Origin of the sequence: Terasakiella pusilla DSM 6293, from assembly GCF_000688235.1 — a bacterium.
In the GTDB taxonomy this organism is placed as follows: Bacteria; Pseudomonadota; Alphaproteobacteria; order Rhodospirillales; family Terasakiellaceae; genus Terasakiella; species Terasakiella pusilla.
The window spans coordinates 30,812-45,627 of record NZ_JHYO01000031.1; the positions used below are offsets into that span (position 1 = coordinate 30,812).

The 14,816-nt window shown below is 48.2% G+C and carries 16 protein-coding genes; 14 read left to right on the forward strand and 2 right to left on the reverse strand.

Going from position 1 to position 14,816, the window contains the following annotated elements; genetic code table 11:
- Positions 1-41 precede the first annotated feature (41 nt).
- The 10 genes from Q397_RS0116945 (at position 42) to Q397_RS0116990 (ending at position 8,858) form a co-directional block, all read left to right on the forward strand.
- Positions 42-1,262, forward strand: coding sequence for a LysR family transcriptional regulator (locus tag Q397_RS0116945; protein ID WP_028880428.1), 1,221 nt, complete (start codon positions 42-44; stop codon positions 1,260-1,262).
- A 137-nt stretch (positions 1,263-1,399) separates the two neighbouring features.
- Positions 1,400-2,299, forward strand: a complete 900-nt coding sequence (locus tag Q397_RS0116950) for an NAD(P)-dependent oxidoreductase (protein ID WP_028880429.1) — start codon at positions 1,400-1,402, stop codon at positions 2,297-2,299.
- Between the two features lie 2 nt (positions 2,300-2,301).
- Positions 2,302-2,691, forward strand: a complete 390-nt coding sequence (gene ligA, locus Q397_RS0116955) for a protocatechuate 4,5-dioxygenase subunit alpha (RefSeq protein ID WP_038014513.1) — start codon at positions 2,302-2,304, stop codon at positions 2,689-2,691.
- Positions 2,691-3,533, forward strand: a complete 843-nt coding sequence (locus Q397_RS0116960) for a class III extradiol dioxygenase subunit beta (RefSeq protein ID WP_028880430.1) — start codon at positions 2,691-2,693, stop codon at positions 3,531-3,533. The genes ligA and Q397_RS0116960 overlap by 1 nt, the downstream gene beginning before the upstream one ends.
- Positions 3,530-4,483, forward strand: a complete 954-nt coding sequence (locus Q397_RS0116965; protein WP_028880431.1) for a Gfo/Idh/MocA family oxidoreductase — start codon at positions 3,530-3,532, stop codon at positions 4,481-4,483. The genes Q397_RS0116960 and Q397_RS0116965 overlap by 4 nt, the downstream gene beginning before the upstream one ends.
- Positions 4,484-4,514: 31 nt before the next feature.
- A complete protein-coding gene (locus Q397_RS0116970) occupies positions 4,515-5,507 on the forward strand; it encodes an aldo/keto reductase (RefSeq protein WP_028880432.1) in 993 nt (330 codons plus the stop codon).
- 74 nt (positions 5,508-5,581) lie between these two features.
- Positions 5,582-6,607, forward strand: a complete 1,026-nt coding sequence (locus Q397_RS0116975) for a TRAP transporter substrate-binding protein (protein WP_028880433.1) — start codon at positions 5,582-5,584, stop codon at positions 6,605-6,607.
- A gap of 26 nt (positions 6,608-6,633) precedes the next feature.
- The gene (locus Q397_RS23140; protein ID WP_038014517.1) at positions 6,634-7,137 is read left to right on the forward strand and encodes a TRAP transporter small permease; all 504 of its coding nucleotides are present in this window, start codon (positions 6,634-6,636) and stop codon (positions 7,135-7,137) included.
- Between the two features lie 2 nt (positions 7,138-7,139).
- Positions 7,140-8,426, forward strand: a complete 1,287-nt coding sequence (locus Q397_RS0116985) for a TRAP transporter large permease (protein WP_028880434.1) — start codon at positions 7,140-7,142, stop codon at positions 8,424-8,426.
- Between the two features lie 12 nt (positions 8,427-8,438).
- Positions 8,439-8,858 carry a bacteriohemerythrin gene (locus tag Q397_RS0116990; RefSeq protein ID WP_028880435.1) on the forward strand — a complete coding sequence of 140 codons (420 nt, stop codon included), beginning with the start codon at positions 8,439-8,441 and terminating at the stop codon, positions 8,856-8,858.
- Here the strand turns inward: Q397_RS0116990 and Q397_RS0116995 are convergent.
- The gene (locus tag Q397_RS0116995) at positions 8,855-9,745 is read right to left on the reverse strand and encodes a helix-turn-helix domain-containing protein (RefSeq protein WP_051610241.1); all 891 of its coding nucleotides are present in this window, start codon (positions 9,743-9,745) and stop codon (positions 8,855-8,857) included. The two genes, Q397_RS0116990 and Q397_RS0116995, sit on opposite strands and share 4 nt — an antisense overlap.
- 153 nt (positions 9,746-9,898) lie before the next feature.
- On the opposite strand from Q397_RS0116995, the gene Q397_RS0117000 reads away from it, so the two are divergent.
- The 4 genes from Q397_RS0117000 to Q397_RS25070 all read left to right on the forward strand — a co-directional run bounded on the left by Q397_RS0117000 (position 9,899) and on the right by Q397_RS25070 (position 12,970).
- Positions 9,899-11,074, forward strand: coding sequence for a cytochrome P450 (locus Q397_RS0117000; protein WP_028880437.1), 1,176 nt, complete (start codon positions 9,899-9,901; stop codon positions 11,072-11,074).
- 37 nt (positions 11,075-11,111) lie between these two features.
- On the forward strand, positions 11,112-11,435 hold the full coding sequence (locus tag Q397_RS0117005; RefSeq protein ID WP_028880438.1) for a 2Fe-2S iron-sulfur cluster-binding protein: 324 nt from the start codon (positions 11,112-11,114) through the stop codon (positions 11,433-11,435).
- Positions 11,435-12,655 carry an NAD(P)/FAD-dependent oxidoreductase gene (locus tag Q397_RS0117010; RefSeq protein ID WP_038014519.1) on the forward strand — a complete coding sequence of 407 codons (1,221 nt, stop codon included), beginning with the start codon at positions 11,435-11,437 and terminating at the stop codon, positions 12,653-12,655. The genes Q397_RS0117005 and Q397_RS0117010 overlap by 1 nt, the downstream gene beginning before the upstream one ends.
- Before the next feature lie 165 nt (positions 12,656-12,820).
- The gene (locus tag Q397_RS25070; protein WP_156950762.1) at positions 12,821-12,970 is read left to right on the forward strand and encodes a hypothetical protein; all 150 of its coding nucleotides are present in this window, start codon (positions 12,821-12,823) and stop codon (positions 12,968-12,970) included.
- Between the two features lie 904 nt (positions 12,971-13,874).
- On the opposite strand, the gene Q397_RS0117020 is transcribed toward Q397_RS25070, so the two are convergent.
- Entirely contained in the window at positions 13,875-14,471 is a 597-nt protein-coding gene (locus Q397_RS0117020) for a tyrosine-type recombinase/integrase (RefSeq protein ID WP_038014522.1), read from the reverse strand.
- Between the last annotated feature and the right edge of the window lie 345 nt (positions 14,472-14,816).

Consider the following 14,816-nt stretch of genomic DNA (forward strand, 5'->3'; position numbering starts at 1 on the left):
TGCTATAGTGAGGTGTCTTTATCATCGTAGGAATAGGGAAAATGAACCGCGCTGTCCCCAATTTACGCCATTTGCGCGCCTTTAGTTCTGTCGCAGAATTTAAAAGTATTTCAAAGGCTTCAAAGGAAATTTATCTTTCGCAGCCCGCGATTACACAGGCTATTGCAAAGCTTGAGAAGCAATTGGATGTGCAATTGTTTGACCGTCAAACTGATGGCATGTATTTGACCGAAGCGGGCAGTTTATTTGTTGACCGGGTTAATCGCATGTTGCGTTATTTCAAGACCGGGGCCGACGAGGCTGCCGCCCAAGGGGGGAAACGTAAGACCAAAGGGTTCCAGAATTTGGAACACCTGATTACCGGGGTACAGGTTCGGGCTCTGATCGCGTTATCAGAAGCCGGAAATTTTAGTCTAGCGGCACGCATGGTGGGTATTTCACAGCCGTCTTTGCATCGTGCAGCACGGGATCTGGAACATATGGCCGGAGTGCCTTTGTTTGAAAAATCAAGACGAGGCGTTGAGTTGAGTAAAGCGGCAGAGTGTCTGGCTTTCCATAGTCGTTTGGCAGCCGCAGAATTGGAACAGGGCTATGACGAGTTGGAGGAATGGAAAGGTCAGGATAGTGGGGCCATTGTCGTGGGGACCATGCCCTTGGCCCGTACCTTTATGTTGCCAACAGCGATTAATGCGTTAACGCGTGATAAGCCTGAAATAAAAATGAATGTGGTTGATGGGCCGTATGATGATTTACTGAACGGACTTCGTCACGGCAGTATTGATCTTTTAATCGGTGCTTTGCGTGATCCGATACCCGTTGATGATATTGTGCAGGAAGCGGTGTTTGATGATCCATTGGCAATTGTCGGGCGAAATGGTCATCCTTTAAGTTTGACGATCAATGCTTCAGTTGAAGAGTTGGCGCAATTCGCCTGGGTGGTGCCACGACAGGGCACGCCAACGCGTCGTTTTTTCGAAAAAATGTTTGAAGGAAGCGGGTGTTACCCCAAAAGTGTGATTGAAAGCAGCTCGTTGATCCTGATCCGCAGTTTATTGAGTGCAAGTGATCGATTGACGATCATTTCTTTGCACCAAATTCGTCATGAAAAGCAGATGGGAGTGCTGGCCCCTTTGCCGTTAGAGATGTCGCAAACAAAAAGATCAATCGGTTTGACAATGCGAAAAGACTGGCGCCCGACAGCCACGCAAGCAAGATTCATCCAGCTGTTACGCGATGCTGGGCGGGTGATCCATAGTTCTTAAATGTCACTACCTATAGGAAAAATGAATAGGGTGTAGAAGCAATTAATTTCCACTGATATGCCTCGGGTGGTACCACAATAGCAAGCAGACCGCGATTGTTTGGTCACTATTCGTTTTAATCTATCTGTAGGAAAGTTATGTCCGCTTTTGAGACATATAAGGTCGCCTTTATCGGTTTTGGAGAAGCAGCTTCTGCTTTTGCCAAAGGGTTTGGGGCAGGCAATGCATCAAAGACGACAGCCTTTGATATCAAAACAGAAGATGTTGACCAATCGATTCAAGACTCAAAATTGGCCGATTATGAAACGGCGTCTGTTCAAGGGGTTTTCAGCTCAAAGCTGGCTGTGACTGGTGCCGATGTGGTCTTTTCGCTGGTAACGGCAGATCAGGCGAATTTGGCAGCAGATCAGGCTGTGCCTCACCTGAAAAAAGGGGCCTTCTTTTTTGATTGCAACTCCTGTGCACCGGATACCAAGCGCTTAAATGCACGAAAGGTGGAAGCCTGTGGAGCGCGCTATGTGGATGTGGCAATCATGGCGCCTGTCTATCCTAAAATGCACCAAACCCCGATTGGAATTAGCGGTGTTCATGCCCAAGACGCCAAAGTCATTTTTGACGCTTTGGGTATGAAGGCGTCCATCGTCGAGGGTGATGTGGGGGCGGCTTCGTCGATCAAAATGGTGCGGAGCATTATGATGAAAGGCCTGGAAGCCTTATTTGCCGAATGTGTCCTTGCCGGGCGAAAAGCCGGTGTGGAAGTTGCTGTTCTGGATAGTCTGGATAAGACCTATCCCGGTTTCGACTTCAAGGAAAAAGCCGCCTATATGTTGGAGCGATCCATGACCCACGGCATCCGCCGCGCTGCTGAATTGCGCGAGGTTGCTAAAACGGTTGAAGGATTGGGGTTATCCGGGGATATGGCCCATGCCACTGTCGTGTGGCAGCAGCGACTGGGGGAATTAAAGTTAAAGGCCCAGACCGGGCAGAACTATCAGGAACGTGCCGATCAAATACTTTTAGCACTTCAAAAGGAATAAGTATGTCCAAGAAAGACTATGATGACATCCCTGGCACTTATGTGTTTGACGGGACGCAAAACAGAAAGGGATATCATCTCAATATGTTTTGCATGTCCTTAAATAAGGCGGAAAATCGCGAACAATTTGCGGCTGATCCGGAAGGGTATTTAATGACTTTCCCTATGACGGATGAGCAACGAAAAGCGGTTTTGGATCGCGATTGGCTCGGTATGCTGCGGTTGGGCGGTAATATCTATTACACCTTTAAAATTGCCATTTTCGATGGCATGACCATGCAGGATGCAGGGGCGGCCATGTCTCAGGTTACGGTCGAAGATTTTAAGAAAATGCTGCTGGATGGTGGACGTCCGGTTGAAGGTAATCGCTATAAGTCGGAGTGGGAAAAATAATGGCTAAGATTATTGCAGGTGTGGGTACGTCACACATCCCATCCGTCGGCGCTGCCATTGATAACGGGAATACGCAACAAGAGTATTGGAAGCCTTTGTTTGATGGGTATGGTCCTGCGCGCAAATGGATGGAAGAGACCAAGCCCGACGTGGCGATCATTGTTTTTAATGATCATGCATCGGCTTTTTCGCTGGAGCTGATCCCTACCTTTGCCATCGGTGTGGCAGAGAAGTTCCAACCCGCTGATGAAGGCTATGGTCCGCGTCAGGTGCCGGTTGTGAACGGTCATCCGGAACTTGCATGGCATTTGGCTGAAAGTCTTATTCTGGATGAGTTTGACATGACCATCGTCAACGAAATGCCGGTGGATCATGGCTTGACCGTCCCTTTATCCGTGATGTGCGATCAACCCCGTGAATGGCCTTGTAAGGTGATCCCGCTGGCGGTCAATGTGGTGCAGTACCCTCAACCGACAGGTAAGCGTTGCTATAACCTGGGTCAAGCCATCGCCAAAGCGGTTGAAAGTTTTGATGAAGATTTAAATGTGGTCATCTTTGGCACAGGCGGTATGTCGCACCAATTGCAGGGGGAACGTGCCGGCTTGATTAATGCCGATTTTGATACTGCATTTTTGGATGATTTGACAGCCGATGTGGATCGTCTTGTTAAAATTCCGCACACGGAATATCTGCGCGAAGCAGGGTCAGAAGGCATTGAACTGATTATGTGGCTGCTCATGCGCGGCGCGCTTGGCGAGGAGGCCAAGGAAATTTATCGCCATTATCACGTCCCTGCGTCGAACACAGGTGCAGGTTTGATTATTCTGGAGAATGAAAAATGAGAATTTGCGTAGCCGGTGCTGCCGGTGCCTTTGGTATGAAACATCTGGATGCCTTAAGCAATATCGAGGGTGTGGAAGTCACATCCGTTGTCGGCGGTGGCCCCGATGATATCGAAGCCTTTGCCCAGAAACGTGGGATCGGACATGCAACAAAAGATCTGGCAGAAAGTCTTGAACGCGATGATGTTGATGCGGTGATCTTGGCAACACCGACCCCGGTTCATGCGGAACAAGCGATCCAGTGTCTGGAAGCTGGTAAGCATGTGCTGGTCGAAATTCCGATGGCAGATAATCTCGCGGATTCCACACGTTTGTTGGAAACGGTTAAGCGCTCCGGTTTGACGGCAATGGCCGGTCATGTGCGTCGCTTTAACCCGTCACACCAATGGATCCATAACAAGATCACGGCGGGTGAGATCAAGGTTCAGCAAATGGATGTGCAGACCTATTTCTTCCGACGCAAAAACATCAATGCCAAGGGCGAGCCGCGCACATGGACAGATCATCTTTTGTGGCACCATGCTTGTCACACTGTTGACTTGTTTCAATATCAAACGGGCGAAAAAGCGTCTGAAGCCTTTGCGCTGCAAGGGCCAATACATCCTGAACTCGGGATTGCAATGGATATGTCCATTGGCTTGAAAGTGCCGAGCGGGGCGATTTGTACCTTGTCTTTATCCTTTAATAACGATGGGCCGTTGGGTACGTATTTCCGCTATATCTGTGATAACGGTACCTATATCGCACGGTATGATGACCTTTTTGACGGGGCTGAAAATCAGATTGATTTGTCTGATGTTGCAGTTTCGAATAACGGGATCGAATTGATCGATCGTGAATTTATCTCCGCCATCAAGGAAGGCCGTGAACCCAACGGGTCGATCCAACAATGTTATGCGGCCATGGAAACACTGGATCGCTTGGAACAGTGTTTCGGCAACGATAAGTAAAATTTACAAAAGTTGAAAAGAGGAAACGTCCATGTCATCCCGTCTTTTTGGTTCTTATAAAGTCTCCCCTGTTTCGTTAGGGTGTATGAATTTGTCCCATGCTTACGCGACACCGCCGGCAAAGGAAGATGCATCACGCTTGTTGAACGAGGCTTTGGACCTTGGGTATACGATGATGGACACCGCTGCCCTTTATGGGTTTGGCAACAATGAGGAACTGTTGCGTGAGGCGATTATGCATCGTCGTTCTGAATTCGTGTTGGCGAGTAAGTGCGGCATGTTTAAAAATGACCAAGGGGTGCGCGAAATTGATGGTCGTCCAGAGGTCTTAAAAAAGACATGTGAAGATTCCCTAAGACGTTTGGGGACGGACGTGATCGACATGTATTACCTTCACCGTTGGGACAAAAAAGTACCGATTGAAGACAGTGTCGGCGCGTTGGCTGATCTGGTTGCCGACGGTAAAATTAAGGCGATTGGTTTGTCTGAGGTGTCGTCCGAGACGTTGAAAAAAGCCCATGCGGTTCATCCTATTTCTGCGTTACAGACAGAATATTCGCTCTGGACGCGTAATGCGGAAATCAGTGTTTTGAGAACCTGCATTGAAATGGGGGTCACCTTTGTGGCCTTTAGTCCGGTGACCCGTGGTTTCCTGTGCGGTTTGTTGAACGATCCGTCCGAGTTGGAAGCCAAGGATTTGCGCAACCATATGCCGCGGTTCCAAGGGGAACATTGGGAGAAAAACAAAGCCTTGCTGGGGCCATATCGTGAGATAGCGAAAGAAGTCGGCTGTAGCATGGCACAATTGGCATTGGCCTGGGTCTTAGCTCAAGATGAAAGCATCATTGCGATCCCCGGTACAACCAATATCCAGCATATGAAAGAGAACTTCGCTGCAGCAGACATTGTGCTTGGCGAAGACATTTTGAAGCGCCTAAACGCGTTGATTAACCACAAGACGGTTTCTGGCCCGCGATATAACGCGGCCACTCAGGCAGAGGTCGATACAGAAGAATTTGCCTGAGAGATGAAAAGAAGCGGTTTAACGCTCAAATTCAAAAAATACTCAACTTAAGATTTCTTACGGGAGGCATTAATATGCTTAAAAAGATTAAAATGATGGCCATGGCGGGTGTGATGGCCGTTGGTGTCGCCACACAAACACAAGCGGCTGACGTTACGTTACGTTTTGCTCATTTCTGGCCGTCTGTGGCGGGTATACATAAAGAATTGTTTCAGGTCTGGGCTGATAACGTGAAAGAACAGTCCGGTGGTGATATTGAAGTGCAGATCTTCCCTTCTGCGACATTGGCGAAACCACCGGCACAATATGAAGCGGTTAAAAACCGTATCGCAGATGTCACTGCAACGGTGCAAGGCTATACCGCAAACCGTTTCCCGCTGACGCAAATCGTTGAACTGCCCGGGTTGGTTCAGACAGCTAAACAAGGCTCCTGTATGATCCAGGGTCTCTACGATGAGGGGCTGATTAGCGATGAATATAAAGACACCAAGCCCTTGATGTTCTTTACGCATGGTCCGGGCCATATCCATACGGGTGAAAAAATTGTAAAAACACCTGAAGATCTCGCCGGTCTACGTATTCGCCGTCCGACGGCAGTAGTTGCGAAAATGCTGGAAGAACTAAAGGCAAAACCTGTTGGTATGCCGGCGCCAGAGTCTTATCAGTCCATGCAACGCGGGGTGATTGATGGGGTTGCTTTGCCTTACGAAGGGATGGCTGCGTTCCGTTTGAACGAATTGGCGAAAAACCACACCGAAGTCGGCGGGTTATATGTGTTGTCGTTCGTGATTACCATGAACAAAGACGTCTATAACGCATTGTCGGCGGATCAGAAAAAAGTCATTGATGATAATTCCGGTAAGGCCTGGTCCGAAATCGCTGCCAAAGTCTTTGATAAAATGGACGTGATTGGTCGTAAAGCAGCCGTTGATGGTGGTCACAATATCTTCACTGTTGAAGGGGGGGCTGAAAACCCTGCATGGAAGCCGATCCTTGCCAAAGCGACAGAAAGCTATCTGGCAGAATTGGAAGAAAAAGGTTTGCCTGCGCGCAAAGTCTATGCGCGTGCACAAGAATTATCTCAAAGCTGTCGCAAGTAAGCTTAGCCTGAAAAAAGGAGGTCCAGATGAGAATGATTATGGACGCGGCACGAAAGCTGGCTTTCTATATGCATTGGATCAGTGGTGTGCTTCTCATTATCATGATGGTGACCATATTACTTGATGTCATGACACGCGCCGTGTTTGGGGCAACAGCAGGAAATTTGGACCTCACCTTTAATGGAGGGGTGGAGATTGTCAGCTACAGCTTACTGTTCTGTATCATGTTCTCCCTTCCCTATTCGGTTCGTCGTGGACAAGTCATTGTTGATTTGTTCACGGGGGCACTGAGCGAACGGTTAAAGGGGGCTTTAGCGGGGGTTTACACATTAGGTTTCGGCCTTTTAGGCTTTGGCATGTGTGTCAAACTTGCTGAGGCGGTTGAACGTTTGTCTTTAAGCGGTGAAACCACCCAAGACCTTTTAATTCCTATGAATTACATCTATGCGGTGGCGGCATTTGCGGCTGGTGTTCTTGCACTTCGCGGACTTTTGGTTGCCATTCAACAATTTATTGATAGTGGGAGATAACCATGAGTGCAGCGCTTATTGGATATATCTGTGTTGCAGGTATGCTGGTTCTTATCGCACTACGTTGCCCGGTTGCCTTGGCGATGGCGGCAACCGGGTTCGTGGGGTTCGGTTTGATCGTGGCGTTTGATCCGGCTGTTTCCTTGCTGGAATCCGGCCCGATTGAAACCATGTCTAATTATAGCTTTAGCCCTATCCCCATGTTTATTCTAATGGGGGTCTTTGCGTCTAAGGCAAGGATGTCGGCGGAACTGTTTAATGGCGCCAAGTCCCTTTTTGGGGCCTGGCGCGGCGGCATGGCGCTGGCGGCAGTGAGTTCTTGTGGTGTGTTTTCTGCAATTTCCGGTTCCAGCCTTGCGACCGCAGCCTCCATGGCGCGCGTCGCTTTGCCGGAAATGAAAAAGAATGGCTATGCTCCTTCTTTGGCTGCAGGCACATTGGCCGCAGGGGGAACCTTGGGGATCATGATCCCACCGTCTATTGCTTTGTTGCTTTATGCGTTGATTACCGAACAATCCGTTGGGCAAATGTTTATTGCGGGGGTTATTCCCGGTCTTTTGGGGTTGGTTTTATATTGTGGCGCGATTGCGGTGACGGTCTGGTTAAAACCTGATTTGGCTCAACCGGGGGACCCCACAACCATCAAAGAAAAAATCTTTGGCCTTAAAGGGTTGGTCCCATTTGGTGGGATTTTTGCCTTAATCATTGGCGGGATTTATGGCGGGTTCTTTACCCCGACAGAAGCCGCTGCGGTGGGGGCTTTTGGGGCACTTGTTATCGCTTTGGTACGAGGCATGACCTTTAAACAGTTCAAGGAGTCTATCGAAGAAACTTTATTTTTGTCGGCCATGATCTTCTTTATGATTATTGGTGCTGAAATCTTTGGGTATTTCTTGTCCGTCTCACGGATCTCGTTTGATCTGGTTGAATTGGTCGCAAGCTGGAACCTGTCGCCTTATGCGATCCTGTTGTGTGTCCTTTTGCTGTACATGCTGTTGGGCTGTGTGATGGACAGTATCGCCATGTTGCTTTTGACTGTGCCTGTTGTCTTTCCAGTTATTCAAGCGGCTGGTTTTGACCCGATTTGGTTTGGTATTGTCTCGGTCATTACGGTGGAACTCGGCTTGATTACGCCGCCTGTTGGGATGAACGTGTTTGTTCTGAAATCGGTAGCGTCTGATATTCCGATTTCGCAAATTTTTAAAGGTGTCTTCCCGTTTGTGTTATCCGACCTTTTGCGTCTTGCCTTGTTGATCCTGTTCCCTTGGTTGGCCTTGGGTCTGCTGTAAAGGAGTATAAAGATGTCTGATTTTAAATGGACCACGGCCCTCAGTGTTGGGGATAACGAGATCGACCATGACCATCAGGAACTGTTTGCCTTAGTGGACGAATTAGCGGATGCAGACCTGTCGGATAGTTTTCTGTTGGGTCTGATCGCTCGCTTGGAAAAATACACCGAATATCACTTTGCCCGTGAAGAAGAATATATGAAGCAACATGCTTTTCCCGATTTAGAAGATCATTTGGAAAAGCATCACTTGTTCGTTGAATGGTTAAAGACGGTTGAAAAGACCTATCGACGGTCTGCGGAAAGTCCGTTTCAGATCGGTGATTTGGTCAACGATTATCTTGGCAATTGGCTGACGGAACATATCCTGGTTGAAGATATGAAATACCGTAATTTCATCCTTGAAAAGATACGCCAGGATAAAGCGACTTAATCCGCCTTATCCTGGCGAAATTTTTTAGGTGTTTGACCTGAGAGTTTTTTGAAAAAACGACAAAAATAGGCAGGGTCGTGAAAACCAAGGTCATAGGCAATTTCGTTGATCGGTGCTTTGGTGTAGATCAGGAACCGCTGAGCTTCTAACATGATCCTGTCTTGAACTATTTCAAAGGCACTTTTGCCAGTAAAGGTCTGACAGATGCGGTTTAGTCGATTTTCCGTTAGGCCCATATGGTCGGCATAATCCGGGACAGTCCATTTATCTTTATAATGGTCATCGACCAGAGTGCGGTATCTGACAAAGACGGTCCGGCGGTAGTTCTTCTTTGTATCGCGTTCATGGGGAAGGACCATTTTACGGCGGACCTGTAAAAGTAAGATCCTTATATAGGCGTCAAACATCATACTGCGTCCGCTTTGCGGCCAGCGAAATTCATTAAAAATTGCCTGTGCAATTTCTTGTGCGGTCTTAAAGCGTCCGGGTGAATTTGCAAAATCTACAATGGCGGGAAAATGCATCACCTCATGTAAGGTTTGCGCATCTGCCGGATTGGGTCGCATGTTGAGAAAGTCATGTGCCGCACTAATGACGACCCCTTTGGTTTGAGGGGAAAAACGAAAACCATGAACCACACCTGCCGGTATAGAAATAATACAAGGCCCATTTTGCTCGGCAGATTGGTCGTCGATTTCGACATGTACATGGCCTTCGCTGATTAATAAAATTTGTAACAGATTGGCATGGCTATGGGGGTCAATCTCCCAATCGTAAAGGCTACTGCGGCTTTCAATCTCTTCAATATGGACGAATTCAGTATCTTCTACCGGTGTTTTTTCGCCATAAAGCGAATAAAGCGGGATGGCACGCTGGGGACTATTCATTGCTGCATCGCATATAAGTTTTTTTAAATAATGTAAAAATAGTACAATTTTTATAAAAGATCGTCCATTCATTTTTCCCGATGAGATGCCTTAAGATAGCGACAACGAACGCAAAAAAAGAAACATATTTTACAAAACAGGAAGGACAAAAACGTGACCCGTTTTAACCTATATTCGGCTGAATTTGATGCAAACCCGTTTGATACTTATAAGGAATTGCGCGACAATCATCCCTGTTTCTGGAGCGAGGATGCAGAGAAATGGGTGTTGACCCGCTATGACGACGTCGTAAATGCCTTAAGTGACTGGCAGACCTATTCTTCTGCGAAAGGGAATTTGGTTGACGAATTCCCCGGACGCGCGGGCAATACTTTGGGCACCATGGACCCTCCTAAACATGACGAAGTCCGATCCATCGTTCAGTCCGTTTTCATGAAACGTAACCTCAAACATTTGGTCGGCCCCATTCAGCAGATCGCACGAGATGCCATAAAAAATAATATTGGTGATCGTAAGGTCTTTGATTTTGCCGAAGATTTCGCAGGTGAAGTGACTTACAAGGTGTTGGTTGCACTATTGGGCTTGCCGGAAAGTGAAGACTCGACCGAAGTGAAAAGAAATGCGCTGTTGATGGTGCAAACCGACCCGGAAACCCGTCAAAAAGGCCCAGAACATCTAAAAGCCTTTAACTGGATGCAGGATTTCTCAACCGAAGTGATTGAACTGCGCGCTGAAAACCCAGGTGAAGATTTGGTTTCTCAGTTGATTACGGCAGAGGTCGACGGTCGCAAACTGGACCTGATCCAAGTACAAACCACAGTGACCACCTTAATCATGGCCGGGATTGAATCGTTGGCGGGAATGTTGAAAGTCTTTGGCTATAACATGGCGAAATATCCCGATCAGCGCCAAAAGGTACTCGATGACATCAGCCTTTTGCCGGGTGCCATCGAAGAATCTATGCGTTTTAACAGCTCAGCCCAACGTTTTCGCCGTTGTCTGACTAAAGATGTCACCTTGCATGGTCAAACCATGAAGGCGGGTGATTTCGTGATCTTGGCCTATGGGGCGGCAAACCGGGATGAGCGCAAATTCCCTAATCCGGATGTCTATGATGTGACTCGCCCGTCTAAAGGACATGTGGGCATGGGCGGTGGTACCCATACTTGCCTTGGGAATTCGGTTGCACGCCTTGCTATGAAAACGGCAATGGAAGTTTTCTTTGAAGAGATCCCGCACTTCTCATTGGCAGAACCAGATGATCGTTTGCAGTGGGTGGCATCTTCCAACTTCCGTAGTCCAGTGAAGCTGTTGCTGGTACGTGACTGAATAAAAGCCCTTCAATTCAGAAATTAAGGAAAAGAACATGGCTAAAATTAACTTTATCGAAGCCGATGGCACAGAAAACGAACTTGACGTGCAAGAAGGCTGGAGCCTGATGCAGGCCGCTGTTTCTAACGGGATTGACGGGATCGAGGCGGAATGCGGTGGCTCTTGCTGCTGTGCCACGTGTCACTGTTATGTGGATGAAGCTTATATGGATAAGATTGAGGCGCCCAGCGATAATGAACTTGGCATGCTGGAAGAAACGGTTGCCGAACGCAAAGACAACAGCCGTCTCGCCTGTCAGATTAAAGCAACAGAGGCTTTGGATGGCATGAAAGTTTATCTGCCGGAGGTCCAAAGCTGATGGGGCGCCCGATTGTTATTATCGGGGCAGGGCAAGGCGGTTTACAGGCGGCGGAAAGTCTGAGAAGTGCCAAATATGAAGGTGAGATCTTGTTGTTGGGGGAGGAAAAATTCTCCCCCTACAACCGCCCGCCCTTAAGTAAGGCCTTTTTGTTGGGCGAGATGGCGCAAGATCAATTGACCATTCGCCAAGCTGGTGTCTTTGATAAAAAACGCATCACCCTTAAAACCGGTGTACGCGTTGAAAAAATCGACCCCGTAACCCAGCACATACAGTGTGCAGATGGGGAGGACATACCGTATGAAAAGTTGATACTTGCAACCGGATCGCGCGCGCGCATTCCGGCCATCGAAAATATATCTTCAAGGGGTGTTCATACGCTGCGCACCCTTGAAGATACCTTGGCCATCGCTGCTGAAATGCCGGCTGTGGAAAAGCTGGTTGTTATCGGGGGCGGGTTTATCGGGCTTGAAATGGCAGCGGTTGCGCGCAAGCTGGGCAAGCAGGTCACGGTTGTTGAATTTGCCGATCGTTTGATGGCCCGTGTGGTGAGTCCCGCTGTCTCAAGCTATTATAAAAAACTGCATGAAGAAAACGGCGTCGACATTATCCTCAACGCTGCGGCAGAAAAAATCACCCAAAGGGAGGGTTCTGTTATAGGTGTCGTCTTAAACAACGGTGTCAGCCTTGATGCGGATATGGTCGTCTTGGGTGTGGGCGTGTTACCCAATGTTGAACTGGCGCAAAATGCGGGTCTTGAATGCACCGGCGGGATTATCATCGATCATAAAGGCAAAACAAGTCAGGATGGCATTTATGCCTTAGGCGATTGTACCGCCCAACGGATGGGAGATGGCAGCTTAAGGTGCCTTGAATCGGTGCAAAATGCGGTCGAAATGGCGAAGGCGGTCGCAAGTGATATTATGGGGGGGGATAAACCCTTTATTGCAGCCCCCTGGTTTTGGTCGGATCAGTATGATGTCAAATTACAAATGGTCGGCTTGTCAAAAGGCTACGACGAAATGGTCGTACGCGGGGAGGAAGCTTCAGGCAGTTTTTCCTACTTCTACTTCAAGAACGGGACCTTAATCGCTATCGATAGTTTTAACCAGTCGACAGATCATATGGCAGGACGAAAGCTGTTGGGGAGTGAAAATACCCTGAACGTAAACCAGGCTAGGGATATGACTTTTAATTTACGTGAAGCTCTAAGGGGCTAATGAATTTGAATGTGTAGGTCGTTTTTATCTTGGCCCGTTTGCGGTGGACCTGAACTGAAAAAGTGGAGAGTGTCATCTGAGCTAATTGTGCGGACTACAGGACTGGACCCGTTCCCTAAAACTGGAGAGCACCTTCTGTTAAATTGAGATTTACAGGAGGAACCAGTGAGCCTCAAAAAATCTGATGAATGTAAACGCGAAGCCGCCCGACTTGCTTTGACAAGTGATTTGTTTCCCAAACAAGTTGCTGCGGGTCTTGGTATTGGCATGTCTATACTTAACAAATGGGGGTTCAGCATAAACACGATGACTTGATGTCTGGCCCGCACGATGACCTGCATAAAGAGCTTGCCCGTCTTCGCAAAGAAAACCGCATTCTCAAGGAGGTACGGGAGATATAAAAAAAGGCGAAGGCCTACATCGTCCCGACAAGCAGGCGATTGAAACAAAAGGGGAAGGTACTCTCCAGTTTTCGGGAATGGGTTCAAACGGCTTTTTAGCAATGGACTCGATATTGGCGTAATTCTGAACCGGATGTGAAAGATTCATGCCCGAATCCAATATCAGTTTTGGGAGGGGTTAAGAGCATTGGGACCATTTTTGGGACCAGTGGTGTTTTGGTCCATGACGCAGACGAGCGGAAACAGCCTTCAACGCATTGAAGCGTAAGGCTTTGGTTCCTGCGGTATTGTTCACGAATGAGGTGGGTGGTAGGGCAGGAGGGAACATCGAAAACACCAATTAAAACAACGCACTAGCGTTTCATACGCATGGTTCAATGGCAAGCCCGGTGTTGGAATGCGGCTGGTATTTCTTTGGATCATGAATTTACCAATGAACACCAGCAATGGTCGGCGTTAAAGGTAACACGATGTTACTTCCTGATAGCGAAGGCACGTCGGCTGGTCGCCGAGTGCCGCCACATCGGGTTTGTCGGCGATGTAAGCATCACCGGCCAAGCCCCTTGTGTCAGTTCACTTCGTTCCGTTTTTTTGAGAGGAATTGTCGCTTCGCTATCATGTATACGTTGGTTTGTTAAAAGCCCCTCTAAATGAACCAACTACTTATATTATATTAGGAGGTCCACTTAGAGGGGCTTTTTGCCAAATAGAGGTATACCGCAGGCAATAGCCGGTGTGAGCAACGCGAACAACGGGATTGCCGAGGTATCGGTCTCTGCGACAGCAGATGACCGTTAATCATTAAACCAATTCCTCTCTCACAGCACCTGAGCGGCGACCAGCTGTAGCATTACCGGATTGGTCTCTGCATACGACGCCGTTTGGCTGATATTCGAATGCCCCATGAGCACGGACACGGACTTAATATCAACACCTGACGAGATCAACTTCGTCGCAAAACCACGACGCCCTGAATGCGACGATACCTGCTCTGGCAATCCGGCTTTACGAAACAACCGCTTCATCACCTGTTGGAGTGAATTCCCTGTAAAAACCATTCCTTTTTGGGTTTTAAAGAGCGGAGCATTCATGTTAAAGGCCGCACCATCACAATTCCGACGATGATCCAAATAAACCATCAACGACTTCCGCACTTTCATATTCGACAGGAACACTTCCCGGTTCTGACGTGTTTTGGAATTACGCTTCTTAATCTGGAAATGATCCCGCAAATGACCGTCATCGGCCATGACGTCGATAACTCGAAGTGATGCGATCTCACTGACCCTCAAGCCCAAACCGAATGACAACATCATCACAGCGGCATTCCGTTCAGGATACATCTCGACGGCCACCACACGCATCAGCCGGGCAAATTCCTCAGACGATAACACCTTTGCTTTACCTTCACGCATGGCGACCCTCCATCTCATTTACAAATATGACCATGACGATGGTTTGTAATGAACCTGAAAACTTGATCATGACGGCACCCCGCTGAACACGTTGATATGGCTCACGTCATCCTCTTTCATAAGAAAGTAAATGTCCGTCGGAAGGACATCACGATTACCGATTAAGTAACACAGTGTCACCTCTACACCCTTCATCACGATTTGCTCCACTGTGTTTTACGACGGGCGTTATGGATCGCTTCTGTCAACGTGGCGTCACGGTCAGTGAGAGCTTGCTTTAATTGTTCAAGGACTGTCGCGACGGAGGGAAGGTCGGGGCCGCAAAGGATACTGCGGTGGTTGTTT